General features: G+C 63.1%; 13 protein-coding genes. 11 read left to right on the top strand and 2 right to left on the bottom strand.

The genetic code is table 11. From position 1 onward, the window contains the following. Nucleotides 1-571 precede the first annotated feature (571 nt). On the bottom strand, nt 572-4,018 hold the full coding sequence (locus KP004_RS17690; RefSeq protein ID WP_216799734.1) for a pyruvate carboxylase: 3,447 nt from the start codon (nt 4,016-4,018) through the stop codon (nt 572-574). 285 nt (nt 4,019-4,303) lie between these two features. Here KP004_RS17690 and KP004_RS17685 point away from each other — a divergent pair, with 285 nt between their 5' ends. From KP004_RS17685 to KP004_RS17640, 10 genes are all read left to right on the top strand, one after another. Beyond that, nucleotides 4,304-4,987 (top strand): DUF554 domain-containing protein, encoded by a 684-nt coding sequence (locus tag KP004_RS17685; RefSeq protein ID WP_216799733.1) that lies wholly within the window; start codon nt 4,304-4,306, stop codon nt 4,985-4,987. A gap of 254 nt (nt 4,988-5,241) precedes the next feature. Then, nucleotides 5,242-6,078: a glutamate racemase gene (murI, locus tag KP004_RS17680; protein WP_216799732.1), complete on the top strand. Its 837-nt coding sequence runs from the start codon at nt 5,242-5,244 to the stop codon at nt 6,076-6,078. Continuing rightward, nucleotides 6,062-6,625 carry a GerMN domain-containing protein gene (locus tag KP004_RS17675; protein WP_216799731.1) on the top strand — a complete coding sequence of 188 codons (564 nt, stop codon included), beginning with the start codon at nt 6,062-6,064 and terminating at the stop codon, nt 6,623-6,625. Before murI ends, KP004_RS17675 begins: the two co-directional genes overlap by 17 nt. Before the next feature lie 151 nt (nt 6,626-6,776). After that, nucleotides 6,777-9,221, top strand: coding sequence for a homocysteine S-methyltransferase family protein (locus KP004_RS17670; RefSeq protein ID WP_216799730.1), 2,445 nt, complete (start codon nt 6,777-6,779; stop codon nt 9,219-9,221). 108 nt (nt 9,222-9,329) lie between these two features. Then, nucleotides 9,330-9,812: a RomY N-terminal domain-containing regulatory protein gene (locus tag KP004_RS17665; protein ID WP_216799729.1), complete on the top strand. Its 483-nt coding sequence runs from the start codon at nt 9,330-9,332 to the stop codon at nt 9,810-9,812. 22 nt (nt 9,813-9,834) lie between these two features. Further along, on the top strand, nt 9,835-10,659 hold the full coding sequence (locus tag KP004_RS17660) for a transketolase (protein WP_216799728.1): 825 nt from the start codon (nt 9,835-9,837) through the stop codon (nt 10,657-10,659). 88 nt (nt 10,660-10,747) lie between these two features. Continuing rightward, entirely contained in the window at nt 10,748-11,680 is a 933-nt protein-coding gene (locus tag KP004_RS17655; RefSeq protein WP_216799727.1) for a transketolase family protein, read from the top strand. Next, a complete protein-coding gene (locus KP004_RS17650) occupies nt 11,680-12,432 on the top strand; it encodes a type II secretion system protein (protein ID WP_239026854.1) in 753 nt (250 codons plus the stop codon). Before KP004_RS17655 ends, KP004_RS17650 begins: the two co-directional genes overlap by 1 nt. Nucleotides 12,433-12,439: 7 nt before the next feature. Next, the gene (locus KP004_RS17645) at nt 12,440-13,999 is read left to right on the top strand and encodes a two-component system sensor histidine kinase NtrB (RefSeq protein WP_239026853.1); all 1,560 of its coding nucleotides are present in this window, start codon (nt 12,440-12,442) and stop codon (nt 13,997-13,999) included. A gap of 80 nt (nt 14,000-14,079) precedes the next feature. Beyond that, entirely contained in the window at nt 14,080-15,450 is a 1,371-nt protein-coding gene (locus tag KP004_RS17640) for a sigma-54-dependent transcriptional regulator (RefSeq protein ID WP_216799726.1), read from the top strand. Nucleotides 15,451-15,570: 120 nt separating this feature from the next. Here the strand turns inward: KP004_RS17640 and KP004_RS17635 are convergent, their stop codons facing one another. Next, a complete protein-coding gene (locus KP004_RS17635) occupies nt 15,571-16,677 on the bottom strand; it encodes a DUF362 domain-containing protein (RefSeq protein ID WP_216799725.1) in 1,107 nt (368 codons plus the stop codon). Between the two features lie 309 nt (nt 16,678-16,986). On the opposite strand from KP004_RS17635, the gene KP004_RS17630 reads away from it, so the two are divergent. Next, nucleotides 16,987-17,724 (top strand): response regulator, encoded by a 738-nt coding sequence (locus KP004_RS17630; protein WP_216799724.1) that lies wholly within the window; start codon nt 16,987-16,989, stop codon nt 17,722-17,724. Nucleotides 17,725-17,742: the final 18 nt, after the last annotated feature.

Below are 17,742 nucleotides of genomic sequence, written 5' to 3'. Positions count from 1 at the left end.
GGTCGGTACCGCTGCTAGAGCAGGCAGCCTATGTGAGTCATCAAAACTCTTATAAACCTTCCTGGCTAAATAACAACTTAGCACATGTCTTTTTATTATTTGTATTTGCCAATCTTATGGCAGATTTTCATGGAAAAAAGTCCCGCTCTGACAGTAAATTTTAATTTTATGAGAGGTGTGTACTGTATGTATCTGTAATGGTGGCGCTTTTCGCTGGATGGCGCCCCGGGGGGAGGGCGTCGGATGGGATCGGGAGGGGTGGGAAACGTCAAGATTCTGTCGTTTTAGGCCGGAAACGGGCCAAAGTGGACAACTATCAAGGTCTTAGCAGCGTTTACGGTGTAGACTGCTGCTGGCAGTAGTTCTTCTATCCACCGCAGCTGTGGAAAACCATGTGGAGAAATCGGGGTTCCGGGCATGAAAACGACGTAATGGGGACGTCTCCAGCAAATTGCACTAATTTTACGCAGCTGAACCTGGTGTGATTACAGGGGGCGCCAACGATTTGGCGCCGGTGGTCATACACAAAAAAAGGGGGGCCGAAGCCCCCCTGTGACAGTGGTGAATCTGACTATGCCATTACGAAAAGGAGCTCTTCTTTTTCCACCTTGCCCCCTTCCTTGCACTTGACCTCGGCGACGGTGCCGTCCTCCTTGGCCTTGATGTTGGTCTCCATCTTCATGGCTTCGGTGACCGCGAGGATGTCCCCCGCCTTTACCGCGTCACCGACCTTGACGTTCAACTTGATCACCTTGCCGGGCATCGGTGCCCCGACGTGTTTCGGGTTCGACTTGTCCGCCTTCTCGTGGCCGCTCTCGTCGCTTTGTACCGACTGGTCGCGCACGGTGACGCTCCTCGCGTTGCCGTTGAGCTCGAAGTAGATCTTCTTGGTGCCGTCGGGCTGGGTCTTGCCGATGGCGTTGAGCTTCACGATCAGCGTCTTGCCCGGCTGCAGCTCGATGGAGGTCTCCTGCCCCGGCTCGAGTCCGTAGAAGAAGATCGGGGTCGGGATGACGGAGACGTCGGAGAACTCCTGGCGGTGCTTGGCGTATTCCACGTAGACGTTCGGGTACATCATGTAGGACATGAGTTCCTCGTCGTTCACCGGGTGCCCCGCCTTGGCCTCCGCCGCGGCGCGCTCCTTCTCGAAGTCGGCCGGCTCCAAAAGCTCACCCGGGCGGCAGGTGATGGGTTCCTGCCCCTTGAGGATGATCTGCTGCAGCTCCTTGGGGAAGCCCTGGTAGGGCTGGCCGATCATCCCCTTGAAGAAGCCGACCACCGATTCGGGGAAGGCGAGGTCGGCGCCCTGGGTGAAGACGTCGTCCGGCTCCAGGTTGTTCTTCACCAGGAACATGGCCATGTCCCCCACCACTTTGGAGGAGGGGGTGACCTTGACCACGTCGCCGAAGAGCAGGTTCACCTTGTGGTACATCTCCTTGCACTCTTCCCAGCGCTCGATGAGGCCGAGACCTGCGACCTGCGGCTTGTAGTTGGAGTACTGCCCCCCCGGGATCTCGTGGTGGTACACCTCGGCGGTGCCGCTTTTCAGCCCCGACTCGAACGGTGCGTAGTAGTCGCGCACCGTCTCCCAGTAGTTGGCCAGCTGCTGCAAGCCGCGCTCGTTAACCTGCGGATCGAACTCGGTCCCCTTGAGGGTCGCCACCAGCGCGTTCAGGTTGGGCTGCGAGGTGAGGCCGGAGATGGAGGAGAGTGCCGCGTCGACGATGTCGACCCCGGCCTGCGCCGCCATCAAGAGCAGTGCGCCGCCGTTGCCCGAGGTGTCGTGGGTGTGCAGGTGCACCGGGATGCCGATCTCCTCCTTGAGCGCCTTGACCAGCTGGTAGCCGGCGTACGGCTTCAAGAGGCCCGCCATGTCCTTGATGGCCAGGATGTGGGCGCCCATCTTCTCCAGCTCCTTGGCCATGGAGACGTAGTAGGAGAGCGGGTACTTGGTGCGGGCGGGATCGGAGATGTCGCCGGTGTAGCAGATGGCGGCCTCGCAGATCTTGCCGGACTTCTGCACCGCCTCCATGGCCACCTGCATGCCGCGGGTCCAGTTGAGCGAGTCGAAGACGCGGAAGACGTCCACGCCGGACTCCGCCGCCTGGGCCACGAAGCGCTGCACCACGTTGTCGGGGTAGTTGGTGTAGCCGACGGCGTTGGAGCCGCGCAACAGCATCTGGAACAGGACGTTGGGGATCGCCTCGGTGAGGGCGTGCAGTCTCTGCCAGGGGTCTTCCTTCAAGAAGCGCATGGAAACGTCGAAGGTGGCGCCCCCCCACAGTTCCAGTGAGAAGAGGTCGCTGGCCAGGTGCGAGGTGGCGTCGGCGATCTTCAACAGATCATAGGTTCTGACGCGGGTGGCCAAAAGCGACTGGTGGGCGTCGCGCATGGTGGTGTCGGTGAGGAGGAGCTTCTTCTGCTCCAGGACCCACTTGGCGAGCCCCTCGGCCCCCTGCTCGCGCAGGATGTCCTTGGTCCCCTTGGGCTTTTGCGCGAAGAGATCGACCTGCGGCACGGCCGCCTCGATGAGATCCGCGGAGCGCAAAGGCTTCGCCACGCCGGCCGAGCCGTTCACGATGACGTCGCCCAGGAAGTTCAGCACCTTGTTGGCGCGGTCCTTCTTCTCCGGGATGACCAGCAGTTCGGGGTGCTGATCGATGAAGGAGGTGTTGCACTCGCCGGCCAGGAACACCGGGTGGGTGATCACGTTCTCCAAAAAGCCGATGTTGGTCTTCACGCCGCGCACGCGGAATTCCTGGAGGCTGCGGTCCATGATGTGGGCGGCTTCGGTGAAGGTGAGGCCCCAGGAGCTGACCTTGACCAGCAGCGAGTCGTAGTGCGGCGTGATCTGGGCGCCGGTGAAGGCGTTGCCCGCGTCGAGGCGCACGCCGCAGCCGGCGGAAGAGCGGTAGGTGGTGAGCGTGCCGAAATCGGGTGCGAAGTTGTTGGTCGGGTCCTCGGTGGTGATGCGGCACTGGATGGCGAAGCCGCGCATCTCGATGGAGCCCTGGTTGGGGATGTTGATCTCCGGGTCGCACAGCCGCTTACCTTCCGCGATCAGGATCTGTGCCTGGACCAGGTTTCGGCCGGTGATCATCTCGGTCACCGTGTGCTCGACCTGGATGCGGGGGTTCATCTCGATGAAGTAGTAGCGCCCTTCCTCGTCGAGCAGGAACTCGACGGTGCCGGCGTTACGGTAGCCGACCTGCTTGGCGATCTTCAGCGCGTCGGTGCACAGGGCGAGGCGGGTGTCGCCGGGGAGCGCGAGCGAAGGGGCGAACTCGACCACCTTCTGGTGACGGCGCTGGATGGAGCAGTCGCGCTCGTAGAAGTGCACGAGGTTGCCGTAGCCGTCGCCTAAGACCTGCACCTCGATGTGCTTGGGGTTTTTCAGGTAGCGCTCCAGGAACACGGAAGGATCGCCGAAGGCGGCCTTCGCCTCGGAGGAGGCGGACTGCAGCCCCTCCAGGAGCTCCTTCTGGTTGGTGGCGACGCGCATGCCGCGCCCGCCGCCCCCCGCCGCCGCCTTGATGATGATCGGGTAGCCGTGGTTCTTGGCGAAGATGAGGGCGTCTTCCTCGTGGACGATGGGCTCCTCGGTGCCGGGAACGGTGGCGACGCCGGCGGCCTTGGCCACCTTCCTCGCGGCCACCTTGTCCCCCAGGGCGCGCTGCATCTCGGCGGTGGGGCCGATGAAGGCGATGCCGTTTTGCTCGCACTTCTCCGCGAACTCGGCGTTTTCAGCCAGGAAGCCGTAACCGGGATGGATGGCGTCGACATCGCGCTTTTTGGCCAGGGCGATGATCTCGTCGATGCCGAGGTAGGCGTCGATGGGGGCTTTCCCCTTGCCGACCTGGTACGCTTCATCAGCCTTGTAGCGGTGCAGCGAGAGCTTGTCCTCTTCCGAATAGATGGCAACCGTGCTGATGCCGAGTTCGGTGCAGGCGCGGAAGATCCTGATCGCGATCTCCCCGCGGTTAGCTGCCATCACCTTCCTGAATTTCCGTGCTTCCATTTCCTCTCCTTTAGTGGGGGTATTTTTTTACCGAGACTAAAACAAATGGTGGAAATTTTATCGCCGTTTTAAAACACGACGCGCCATATTGGTAAAACCAATTTTCCCTTATGTTTTGAGGGTTTAATTGTGTATTCAAAGGGAGGCATATAAAAGCAGATTCCTTTTGGAATGTCAATCCTGGAATCATGTTATATTTTTGTATACTTTCCTCAAACCAGAAAAGGCTACCACCTTGATAAGGTTTTGCTTGCCTTGGCGCCGAGAACTTCCTATCTTTGCCCGATGATCATGCAAGGAACGGCGGTAAACGCAGCGGCAATAGTCATCGGCAGTGCGCTCGGTCTGAAGGCGGGGCACCTCATCTCCAGCAAGGTGCGCGGCACCGTCATGGCCGGCCTTGGGCTTGCCGTACTACTTATCGGCATCCAGCTCGCTTTCAAAAGCCAGCAACCGATGATTATCATAGGTTCGCTCATCGGCGGCGGCATCATAGGCGAGCTCCTCGGCATAGAGGCGCGCCTGGAGGCGCTTGGCAACTGGATCGGCGACCGCTTCAAGGGAAGCGGCAGGATTTCCGAAGGGTTCGTCACCGCGAGCCTGCTCTACTGCGTCGGGGCCATGGCCATCATGGGGGCGCTCCAGGACGGGCTGGGCTCCCGCCCGGACATCCTCTACGCCAAGGCGGCCCTGGACGGCATCGCCTCGGTGGCGCTCGCCTCCACCCTGGGCGCCGGCGTGCTCTTCTCGGCGCTGCCACTGTTCGTCTACCAGGGCGCCATCACCCTCTCCGCCACCTTGGCCCAGCAGATCCTGACCCCGGTCGTGGTGCAGGAGATGAACGCGGTGGGAGGGCTCTTGATCCTCGCCATCGGGCTGGACATGCTGGGCGTCAAGAGGGTCCCGGTGGGCAACCTGCTTCCCGCCGTTTTCCTGGCGCCTCCCCTGGTGATGCTCTTCGTGTCGTAAACCTTGACATTCCCTTTGAGAATTTAATAACATGCGATACTTCCCACCTCCGCGCCTGCAGACAGACTAAAAGCTGTTACGCAAAGGGCGCAGGGTATCCGCAACGTACGCGAAGAAAGCTTTTCGAGGTGAAAAACCTCGAACGCCAGTTTGCGTGCTCTGCGTGGGTTCTTTTTGCGTACTTTGCGTAACAGCTTTTGCATCTGCTCCGACAAGGCAGTCGCTTGATCAACTTTGTGTGTGGAGAAAAGATTTTGGCCTGGAAAGCAATCGGGATATTCGACTCCGGCGTGGGCGGGTTGACCGTCCTTAAAGAAGTGGTGCAGACCCTCCCCCAGGAGGACACCATCTACCTCGGCGATACCGCCCGGGTCCCCTACGGCACCAAGTCGCCGGAAACGGTGGTCCGCTACTCGCGCCAGATCGCCCGTTACCTTTTGAACCGCGATATCAAGCTCCTCGTGGTTGCCTGCAACACCGCTTCCGCCGTGGCCCTTTCGGCGCTGCAGCAGGAGTTCGACATCCCGATCGTGGGGGTGATCGAGCCGGGCGCCCGCGCCGCCGCCGCGGCGACCAGGACCGGCAAGGTCGGGGTGATCGGCACCGCCGCCACCGTTGCCTCATCCGCCTACACCAAGGCCATCAAGAGGATCAACCCGGACATCGAGGTGGTGAACCGCGCCTGCCCGCTCTTCGTCCCGCTGGCCGAGGAGGGGTGGGTGGACAACGAGGTGACCAGGATGACCGCGCGCATCTACCTCGAGGACCTGAAGGCGCAGGGTGTGGACACCCTGGTGCTCGGCTGCACCCACTATCCCATTCTCAAGGAAGTGATCGCGCAGGTGATGGGGCCGGAGGTGACGCTGGTCGACTCCGCGGCGGAAACCGCCCGCACCGTGGCCCGGATCCTCACCGAACAGGGGCTCCTGCGTCCGGAGGCCGAGCGGGGGAACCACCACTACTACGTCACCGACATCCCGGCCGGTTTCATCAGGGTCGGCAACCGTTTTCTCGGCGGCGAGCTGGGGGACGTCTACCAGGTGAGCCTGGAGCAGGACCAGGAAGGAGGGGAAGGTGAAGAGACGTACTAACAGGGCGAAGGGCGTCCTGCTGATCGCCTTCCTGGTGTTCGCGGTGGTCGTGGGGCTGCTGGTCTTCCGGAAATACCGGACCGCGACCCAGGTGGCGCCGCCGGCCGCGCCGGCCGAGCAGGTCGACACCCGCGTGGTGACGCTGTTCTTTTCCAGCCCCGACGGCGCCTCGCTGGCCCGGGAAGGGCGCGAGATCGCAGTGGAGGACACCACCGACGACATGATCGCCAGCGTGGTGGACGAGTTGGTGGTCGGGCCGTTGGGGGATCTGGCGCCCACCCTGCCGCACAACGCGCGGGTCCTCGGGGCGCAATTGAAGGGGGACGTGGTGCAGGTGGACTTCTCCAGGGATCTGGTGGAAAGCCTGCCCGAGGGGAGCTCCGCCGAGATGAGTGCCGTCTATTCCGTGGTCGACACCGTGGTCGCCAACTTCCCGCAGGTGAAAGCGGTGCAGTTCCTGGTCGACGGCGTGCCGGTGAAGGAGTTGAAGGGGCACCTGGATGTCTCCGCCCCCATCCCGGCCGACTTCACGATGGAGAAGAAGTAACCTTAACGGCCGTTCAACGTTCAACGTTCGCCGAAGTTGATTGCGCCTGCCCCGACCTGTAGCGCTGCATCAGTACCTCTGGGGCGGGCCGGAGGGAAAAAACTTTTATAACGTTGAACGTTGAACGTTGAACGTTTTCTTGGGGGTCGAGATGAAGATGCCGTTTATGCAGGCGGTGAGAGAGCGGGTGCTGGTTTTGGACGGCGCCATGGGAACCATGCTGCAGGAGCGCGGGCTTAAGGCGGGTCAGTCGCCCGAGGAGATGAACCTGACCGCCCCTGAGGTGGTGGCGGGCGTACACCGCGCCTACCTGGAGGCGGGCGCGGACATCATCGTCACCAACACCTTCGGCGGCACCAAGGCGAAGCTCGACCACTACGGCCTGGGGGACCAGGTCGCGCGGATCAACGCCGAGGCGGTCAGGATCGCCCGCGAGGTGGCCGGCGAGGACGCCTACGTGGCGGGCTCGATCGGACCGACCGGACGCTTCGTGGAGCCGGTGGGCGACATGAGCTTCGACGAGGCCCACGCGCTCTTCACCGAGCAGGCCAAGGCCCTGATCGACGCCGGCTGCGACGTCATCTCGCTGGAGACCTTCCTGGACATCAAGGAGATCCGCGCGGCGCTGATCGCCATCCGCGAGCTTTCCGCCGACATCCCCGTGATCGCGATGCTCACCTTCGAGGAGAAGGGTAGAAGCGTGCTCGGCTCGCCGCCGGAGGCCGCCGCCATCACCCTGGAGGCGGCGGGCGCCTCCATCGTCGGCTCCAACTGCGGCCTCGGCGTGGACGGCATCTACGACATCCTCTGCGCCATGAGGAAGGTGACCTCCCTGCCGCTCATCTCCCAGGCGAACGCGGGGCTTCCCATCCTGAAGGACGGCGTCACCGTCTTCCCCGGCACCCCCGACGAGATGACCGCCTACCACGACCGCATGCTCGGCCTGGGCGTGCGCGTCATCGGCGGCTGCTGCGGCACCACACCGGCCCACATCGCCGCCATCAAAGAGGCGCTGTCCGGGAAGCAGACCCCGTTCACCGCCAGGGAGGACGACGGCACCACCTGGATCTCCAGCCGCGGCTCCTTCGCCGCCATCGGCAAGAAGCACCCGGTGGCCCTGATCGGCGAGCGCATCAACCCGACCGGGAAGAAGCTCTATTCGCAGGAACTGCGCGAGGGGAAGGTGAGCTACATCCGGCGCGAGGCGCTGGAACAGACCGAGCTGGGCGCGACCCTGCTCGACGTGAACGTCGGCACCCCCGGCATCGACGAGCCCGCCGCCATGGAGCGCGCCGTCTTTTGCATCACCGGCGCGGTGCAGACCCCGCTGGTGCTCGATTCCTCTTCGCCCGAGGCGCTGGAGGCGGGGCTTAAGTCCGCCGACGGCAAGGTGCTCATCAACTCGGTGAACGGCGAAGAAAAGAGCCTCGCCGCCGTGCTGCCGCTCGCCAAAAAATACGGGGCGGCCCTGGTCTGCCTGACCCTCGACGACGCCGGCATCCCGGCCGAGGCCGAGGGGAGGGTGGTCGTGGCACAGAAGATCGCCGACCTCGCCGCCGCGGCAGGGATCAAGCGCAGCGACCTCGTCGTCGATTGCCTCACCCTCACCGTGAGCGCGGAGCCAAAAGGTGCCCTGGTCGCCCTGGAGGCGGTGCGCCGGGTGAGCGAGCTTGGTCTCAACAGCACCCTCGGCGTCTCCAACATCTCCTTCGGTCTCCCCTGTCGGCCGCTCATCTCGTCCACCTTCTTCTCCATGGTCATGGCCGCCGGTCTCACCTCGGCCATCGTCAACGTGAAGGAGGCCCCCATGATGTCCGCCTGGAGAAGCGCCATGGTGCTGCTGGGCAAGGACGTCAACGCGGCCGGCTACATCGACGCCTACCGCGGGCAGGCCGTCGGCGCCACCGTGCAGCCCGCCGTTGCCGCCGGCAGCGCTTCCCCCGCCCAGCCGGAAGCCGCCGAGCCGGAAGGGATCCGCGGGCGCCTCGCCAAGGCGGTCATCAACGGCGAGCTCGAGGCGGTGGTCCCGCTGGTGGAGGAGGCCCTCGCCGAGGGGCTCTCGCCGATGCAGATCAGCTCGGAGGCGCTCCTGGTCGGCCTGGACGAGGTGGGGCGGCGTTTCGGCAACGGCTCCTTCTTCCTGCCGCAGGTGATGGTTTCCGCCGATACCATGAAGGCGGCCTTCGCGCGGCTGAAGCAGGAGCTTTCCGGCGGCGCCCTGAAGAGCGCGGGCAAGATCCTGATGGCCACGGTCGAGGGCGACATCCACGACATCGGCAAGAACATCCTGGTAACCCTTCTGGAAAACAACGGTTTCGAGGTGATCGACCTCGGCAAGAACGTCCCGGCGGCCAAGATCCTCGACGCGGCGCGCAGCCACCAGGTGGACGCGGTGGGGCTCTCGGCGCTGATGACCACCACCATGGCCCAGATGGACAAGGTGGTGAGCCTTTTGAAGTCGGAAGGGGTAAAGAGCTTCACCATGGTAGGGGGCGCTGTGGTCACCCAGCAGTACGCCGACGAGATCGGTGCGGACCTCTACGCCAAGGACGCCATGGAGGCCGTGGCCCGGATCAAGGAACTGCTGGCAAAATAAACGCTTTTTTGCGGAGACGGGAGCGGGGCGAGCCCCGAATATCGCTTGCAACGCTGCTCCCGCTGTGCTACTTTGCGACGGGTCCGCCATTTGGCGTAGAGGTTAGGCATGGTCCTGGGTTTCAACCACAATATCAGATACAAAGGGGAGCTGTTCCACGTCCAGACCGAGGACAGCGGCGTAGCCAATCCCCATATCATCACCCTGCTTTACCGCGGGGGCGTCATCCTTGCGTCCGCCAAGACCAGCTACGCCGACATCATCAAGGTGGAGCAGCTGGAGACGGTGGTCGAGTCGATCATGAAAGAGCAGCACAAGGACATGATGCGTCGCCTGAAAAACGGCGAGTTCGACGCGCGCATCTTTCCCGGCGGAGTGCCGGCGGTCGCGGCTGAAGAGCCGACCCCTGCCGCCGAAACGCCCGCCGCATCCCCCGCGCCGCAGGCGGCACCGGTGCAGCCCGCTCCGGTGCAACCCCCGAAACAGGACCCCCCGGCACAACCGCCTCCTACCGTGCCCCCGGCATCTTCAGCCCATCGCAGCCTGGATGAGGTGATCCTCGATTACCTCATCACCGGCGAGGAAAAATAAAGCCAGCCTGAAAGGAACCTTCGTGAAAGAAAAGATTGCAGATCTGGAAGAAAAGGCGAGGCGCCTGCGCGTCGCGATCGTGAAGACGCTGCATAAGTCGCAGTCCGGCCACACCGGCGGCTCGCTCTCCGCCATCGACATGGTGTGCGCACTGTACTTCCACAAGATGCGCCATAACCCGGCGGACCCCGCCTGGGAGGGCAGGGACCGTTTCGTGCTCAGCAAGGGACACGCGGCCCCGGCGCTCTACGTGGCACTGGCCGAGTGCGGCTACTTCCCCGCCGAGGACCTGATGATGCTGCGCCGCCTGGGAAGCCATCTGCAGGGGCACCCGGACAGCAAGGGAACCCCGGGTGTCGACGTCTGCACCGGAAGCCTCGGCCAGGGTCTCTCCATGGCCAACGGCATGGCGCTCGGCCTCAAGCTGGACGGCAAGGAAAACCGCGTCTACGCGGTGCTCGGCGACGGCGAGCTTCAGGAAGGGCAGGTCTGGGAGGCCGCCATGGCTGCCGCTCACTACAAGAGCGACAACCTCTGCGCCCTGATCGACTCCAACGGTCTGCAGATCGACGGCGACGTCTCCAAGGTCATGAACGTTTCCTCCATCTCCGACAAGTTCAGGGCCTTCGGCTGGAACGTGATCGACATCGACGGGCACGACATGGGGCAGATCATAGCCGCCCTGGATCAGGCCGAAGCGCACAAGGGCGCTCCTACCGCCATCGTCGCCAAGACGGTGAAGGGCAAAGGGGTGCACCTGTTCGAGAACAAGGCCTCCTATCACGGCGTTACGCCCAACGACGACGAGCTTCCCGAGGCGCTTCGCTGCCTGGGGTGCTGCGACTAAAAACCAGGGGCCAGGGACTCGGGGCTGGGGACCGGTGCAAACCGTCACCCCGAACCGTCACCGCGCGCCTTAACGAAAGGATAAGACTATGATCGCAACGAGGGACGCTTACGGCGAGGCGCTGGCCGAGCTGGGGGGCGAGAACGATAAGATAGTGGCGTTGGACGCCGACCTCTCCGGGTCCACCAAGACCGCGGTGTTCGCGAAGAAATTCCCGAACCGCTTCTTCAACATGGGCATCGCCGAGGCCAACATGGTGGGCACCGCAGCGGGCCTTGCCGCGGTGGGGAAGATCCCCTTCCTCTCCACCTTCGCCATCTTCGCCGCCGGCCGCGGCTGGGAGCAGATCCGCCAGTCGGTCGCCTACCCGAAGGCCAACGTGAAGATCGTCGCCACCCACGGCGGGGTCACCGTCGGTGAGGACGGCGGCTCGCACCAGTCGGTGGAGGACGTGGCCATCATGCGCGCCATCCCGAACATGACCGTCATCGTGCCGGCCGACGGCGAAGAGACCAAGGGTGCCATCCGCGCCGCCGCCGCCTACAAGGGGCCGGTCTACGTGCGCCTGGGGCGCAACAAGGTCCCCAGCGTGTTCCCGGCAGGGCACAAGTTCGAGATCGGCAAGGGCGTGGTCGTGGTGCCCGGCACCGACCTTACCTTCATCACCACCGGCCTCATGACCGCCGCTGCGGTCACCGCAGCCGAAAAGCTCAAGGCCGAGGGGATTTCCGCACGCGTGCTGCACATCGGCACCGTGAAGCCGCTGGACAAGGAGCTGGTGCTGCAGGCGGCCCAGGAGACCGGTGCCATCGTCACCGCCGAGGAGCATTCCGTGGTGGGTGGCCTGGGCGGCGCCGTCGCCGAATTCCTCGGTGAGACCTGCCCGACCCTAATGAAGAGGGTCGGCATTCACGATCGCTTCGGTACCTCCGGCAAATCCGACGAACTGCTCAAGTACTTCGGGCTCAATGCCGAAACCCTTATCGAAGAGGCCAGGGAGATCGTTTCGAGGAAGAAATGATGCAACGGGTGCTCCGGTCCAACGGGGGCTTCACCTACATAGGCGCCCTGGTCATGGCCATTATCGTCGGGATCATGGCCAGCCGCGCCGCCGTGGTCTGGAGTACCGCCATGAAGCGCGAGCGGGAGGAGGAGCTGATCTCCCGCGGCACCCAGATCCGGGACGCCCTGCGCAAATGGTACAAGGTCAAGGTCGTGGACGGGAAGCTGGTGTCGAGCCAGACTCCCGCCAACGCCGGCAACGTCACCGCCGCCCCGGTACCGGTGACGGGGCCCGCCGAGCTGAAGTCGCTGCTCCAGGATCCGAACACCCCGGGCAAGCTGCGTTACCTGAGGGCATACTGCCTGGTCGACCCCATTACCCAAAAGGAGTGGGACGAGATCCGCAAGGACGGGAAACTGGTCGGGGTCAAGTCGAAGAGCGAGCTGGTGCCGCTCAAGCAGGGGAACTTCCCCTTCGATCTTCCCCCCGCCGACTTCGAGAAGAAGAAAAAGTACAGCGAATGGGAATTCGTCTATGACCGCGTCCCGCCGGTCACCGTAACCGGAGGGGCCATCACGGGCGTGCAAACGAGCAACAACCCGAGCCCCTTCACTTCAGGCGGCTCAGGCGGCTCGGGCGGCTCGGGCGGCTCGGGCGGCTCGGGCGGCTCGGGCGGCTCGGGCGGCTCGGGCGGCACCTCGGATACGTCGGGCGGCTCGGACGAAGCGACCAGAAGGTCGAGGTTCACCAGAGGAAACACCAACCCCTAGGCTGCAGATGGCCCCTCTGAGGAGGGGAGCAGCGCCCGAAACCGGAGGCACCCTGATTTTCAAGAGTCTCACATCGCGGGTTATCGTGCTTTCCATCTGTCTGCTCGTGTTCGGCATCGGGACCTTCGCCTTCCTGACGCTGCGGCGCGAACAGATGCAGCTCGTCAACTCCGCCCGTGAATCCAGCGAGCTTCTGCTCGACACCATCGAACGCTCCCTGTACAACTCCATGCGCCACGGCAACACCGAGGACGTGAAGGTGATCCTGGAGATGGTGGGGCAGAGCGAGAACCTGGTGGGCGTGCGTATCTTCCATCCCCACGGCGTCATCCTGAAGTCCTCACAGTCCTCCGAGGTCGGGCGCGTCGTGGATCAGCACGACTTCAAACTATTCCTGGACAACAAACGCGAGGGGGTCTTCACCCTGGACGGGCACGGCGAGGTGCTCGGCATGGTGAAGCCGATCTACAACAACCGCCAGTGCAACCTCTGTCACGGTGCCAAGAGCAGGATCATCGGCCTGTTGAACGTGAACTACTCGCTGGTGGAGACCAGGCGGCGCATCGTCGAGCTGACCAAGCTCTTCGTCATGTCCACCGTCGCCATCATCGGTTTCCTGTCGCTGGCCATCTCCCTGGTCATGCTGAAGTTCGTGAAGAAGCCGCTGAACCAGCTGGCCAAGAACATGGCCCGGGTGGAGGAGGGGGACCTCTCGGTACGCATGACCCCGGAAGGAAAGGACGAGATCGGCCGCCTGATCGTCTCGTTCGACTCGATGGTGGACCGGCTGGACCGGGCCAAGAAGGAGCTGGAAACCTATCACTTCCAGCAGATGGAGCGTGCCGACCGGCTGGCCTCGGTGGGGGAGATGGCCGCCGGCATCGCCCACGAGATCAAGAACCCGCTCACCGGGATCGCCGCCGCCATCACGGTGTTGAAGGACGATTTCGCCCCCGATGACGGACGCGCCCTGATCATCGGCGAGGTGCTGGAGCAGATCTCCCGGCTGGACAAGACGGTCAACGATCTGCTCTTCTTCGGCAAGCCCACCGTGGCGGAACCGACCTGCACCGACATCAACAGCGCCCTGAAGAAGATCCTGATCTTCGCCTCGCAGCATCGCGGCGGCAAGAACATCGAGAAGAAGCTGGAGCTCGCCGAGGACCTCCCTCCGGTCTACGTCGATCCCAAGCAGATCCAGCAGGTGTTCCTGAACCTGTTCCTGAACGCGGTGCAGGCGATGCAGTCGGGGGGGATCCTCACCGTGTCGAGCTCTCTGGCGCACGTCGACGGCATGGACATGGTGCGGGTACAGGTCAACGACACCGGCCCCGGGATCCCGCCGCAGATCCTGGAAAAGATCTTCACCCCGTTCTTCACCACCAAGGCCCAGGGCACCGGCCTCGGGTTGGCCATCAGCCACCGGCTCATCGAGCAGCACGGCGGACGCCTCTCCTGCGTCAGCCAGGACGGCGTCGGCACCACCTTCTCGGTGGAGCTTCCCGCCTATTGCCCGAGCCAGGATGAACTCGAACAAGCACACTTGAGCGCCGGCATAATCGGTTGAGCGATCGCAGTAATGAGCAGTACGGCAGACCCCGACCACCCCGGGCCAAAAAGCCCGGCACCACATCCTAAGGAGCCGCCATGCGCAGAGCAAAAATAATGGTCGTCGACGATGAGCACCTGATCCGCTGGTCCCTGGAGCAGAACCTCAAGAAGCAAGGATACGAGGTCTGCACCGCTGGGACGGGCGAGGATGCGCTCAGGATCGCCCGGGAAGAGCAGCCCGAGCTGGTGCTGCTGGATTACCATCTCCCCGGCATCAACGGCCTCGAGGTACTGCAGCGGCTGAAAGAAATAGACGAAGAGATCCTGGTGATCATGGTGACCGCCCAGGGAGGGCTGGAAACCGCCGTGAACACCATGCGTCACGGAGCCTACGACTACATCAACAAGCCCTTCAACCTGGACGAGATGGGGCTGGTGGTCAGAAAGGCCCTGGAGACCTCCGAGCTGCGCCGCGAGGTGGTACAGCTACGCAGCGAGCACAAGAAGCAGGGGCCGCCCAAGATCCTGGGGAACTCCAAGCACATGAAGAACGTGCTGGAGATGATGGCCAAGGTTGCCAAGAGCGACGCCTCCACCGTGCTGGTGCAGGGGGAATCGGGGACCGGCAAGGAACTGGTGGCGAAGTACATCCACTACGAGTCCGCCCGCGCCGACAAGCCCTTCGTTGCCATCAACTGCGCCGCGGTCCCGGCCACGCTGCTGGAAAGCGAGCTGTTCGGCCACGAAAAGGGCGCTTTCACCGACGCCAAGACCTCCAAGAAAGGCCTTTTCGAGCTCGCCGACGGCGGTACCGTGTTCCTGGACGAGATAGGGGACATGGAGATCGGCATGCAGGCGAAGCTGCTGCGCTTCCTCGAGGACCGCACCTTCCGGCGCATCGGCGGGGGCAAGGTGATCCCGGTGGACGTGAGGATCATCTCGGCGACCAACAAGGATCTCATGAAGGCCATCGAGGAGAAGACCTTCAGGAACGACCTGTATTACCGGCTCCAGGTGATCCCGATCTTCCTCCCCGCCCTGCGCGAGCGCAAAGAGGACATCCTGGTGCTCGCCAACTACTTCATCGAGGTGTTCTCCAAGGAGTTCGGCAAACCGACCAAGGGGATCTCCAGTATGGCGGAGAAGCTCCTGGTGGAGTACAACTGGCCCGGCAACATCCGTGAGCTGAAGAACGTGATCGAGCGCGCCATCATCCTTGGCAACGACGAGAACCTGCTCCTGGAGAACCTGCCGCTGGAGATCGTGGCCAAGGCCTCGCAGGTCACCGTGCCGCTCACCACCTTCAAGCTTCCCCCCGAGGGGATCGACATCGAAGAGGTGGAGCGCGAGCTGATCAAGCAGTCCCTGGAAATGACCGACTGGAACCAGTCCAAGGCGGCCAAGAAGCTCAACCTCGGCATCGACGCCTTCCGTTACCGGATGAAGAAATTCGGCTTCCTGAAGTAGGCCGCACCCGGGGCCGCATCCTCGCGGCCGGCGGAAAGCAACACTCACACCACACATGACAACGCCCCGGCAGGTTCACTCTGCCGGGGCGTTCTCGTTAAGCACTCGCTCAATTGTCTTTCAGATCCTGACCAGTTCGTACGCTCTGGTCCCGACGCCGATATTTTCGGCGTGCTCCAACTGCACTTCCCAGTCGATCTCGGGATGGACGCCGCGGAACTTGTCGCCGCCGGGCTCGTGGCCGCTGGCGAGCGCGGTCTCCTGGTTGCCGCGAGCGTTGTTGACCAGGTCGGCGCAGGCCTGATCCAGCGCCACCGGGTCGGCCGAGGCGCAGATACCGATGTCGTTGACGATGGGGGCGTCGGCGTGCCCGTAGCAGTCGCAGGCCGGCGAGACCTGGGTGATGAAGTTCAAAAAGAGGGTCTTGCCCTCCTTGCCGTGGAGGGCACCCTTGGCGTATTCGGCCATTTTGCGCATCACCAGCGACGCGCTCTCGTTCCATTGGATGTTGATCGCTTTCTTCTGGCAGGCGGTGATGCAGCGGCTGCACCCAACACAGGCGGCCGGGTCGATGTGGGCCTTCCCTTCGATGATGGTGATGGCGGCGTGGGCGCAGGACTTAAGGCAGACGGCGCAGCCGTTGCAGAAACGCTCAGCCACCTTCGGCGCTACCGTGGAGTGCTGCTGCATCTTTCCGGTGCGGCTCGAGCACCCCATGCCCAGGTTCTTCAGGGTTCCGCCGAACCCGGTCAGCTCGTGGCACTTGAAATGGGAAACCGCGATGAGCGCGTCCGCCTCCAGTATCTCGGCTCCGATGTTGACCGTCTTCAGTATCTCGCCGTCGACCTGCACGTCCTTGGCGTTATGCCCCTTAAGGCCGTCACACATGATGAGCGGCGCGTTGACCACGGCGTAGGCAAAGCCGTTCTCGACGGCACAGGCCAGGGCGGAAACCGCCTCCTTGCGCTCGCCGGGGTAGAGGGTGGATGAGTCGGTCAGAAACGGCTTTCCTTCCAGCGCCTTGATCTCGTCCACCACACGGCGCAGGAAGATCGGGCGGATGAAGGTATGGTTGCCCCGCTCCCCGAAGTGGACCTTCACGGCGACCAGGTCCCCGGGCGCGACGCTCTGCGCCAACCCGGCCTGCTGCATCAGCCGACCGATCTTGCCGAACAGGTTTTCCTTGGCCCCTGCCCTCATATCCGCGAAAAATACCTTGCTCTTCATAGCTTCCCTCCTATAGACATGCCTGACAGACGACCAGCGATTGGTATCATATATCGCAGGCCAATACAACAGCTCGCAACTTTTTCTTGCTCTGCGGGTAAAATATGTTATTTATTAAAAATTCTCAGTGTACTCGGCTGGGCAAGAGTTGAAACGACGCTGTAGGAGCGGCATCGCGGCTGACGGCGGCCGGCCGGGCCCGCGACGGTGACGCCCTGCAAACCATTAAAAATTCGGCCCCGGGGCTGCCTCTCCTCCACCTGAAAAGGGGAGGGCGATTGCAGCGCCGGGTACGATAAAGGAGTACCGATGATCGAATGTGACGAGCGAGAACTCTGGATCATGGGACTGGGCGAGAGGGTGGAGCGAGGCGCCATCGCATGCAGCTATCTCGCCGAAGGGGGGCACCGCGCCAGGACCGCCAAGATTTCGGAATTGGCAGGTTGCACTCCGAGGGCGATCCTGCTGGACCTCTCCCCCTGGTCCGACGACGGCTGGGGAGTCCTGCTGGCCCTGAAGGAGAACCCGGCGACACGGGAGATCCCGATCCTCCCCATGTACCTGAGTGAGATCGGGCAGGTGGGGGCCGTGTTCCCGGTGGCGGGCTTCTTCACTCTCCCCGTCGACACGACCTATATGACCCGGAAACTGAAGCAACTGGGTCTCACGGACGAGTCGGATGACTACGACCTGCAGGTGATGCTGGTGACCCGCAAGGGCGAGGAGCAGGTGCAGCACGCAATCACCAAACTCGGCTTCGAGGTCGTGAACGCCTATACCGGGAAGGAGGCTGTCGCCCTTGGCACCATCATCCATCCCTACATGATGTTTTGCGCGCTGATGCTCCCGGACCAGGCGGCCTTCGAGCTCCTGGAGCGTTTCCGGCTCTACCCGCAGACGAGGAACATCCCGTTCTTCGTGCTGCTCAAGGGGGAGATGAAAGACGGCGAGCGCCAGGCCATGAGCCGCAGCATCGAGCACCTGGTGCGCAAGAAGTGGCTCACCCGTCAGGAGTTCCTGGCCTACTTCAAGAAGAGCAAAGAGTGACGCAAAAAGGGGGACGGC

Origin of the sequence: Geomonas oryzisoli, from assembly GCF_018986915.1 — a bacterium.
Lineage (GTDB): Bacteria > Desulfobacterota > Desulfuromonadia > Geobacterales > Geobacteraceae > Geomonas > Geomonas oryzisoli.
The sequence above is the reverse complement of the archived record's forward strand: the minus strand, read 5'-3'. Positions and strand labels throughout refer to the sequence as shown.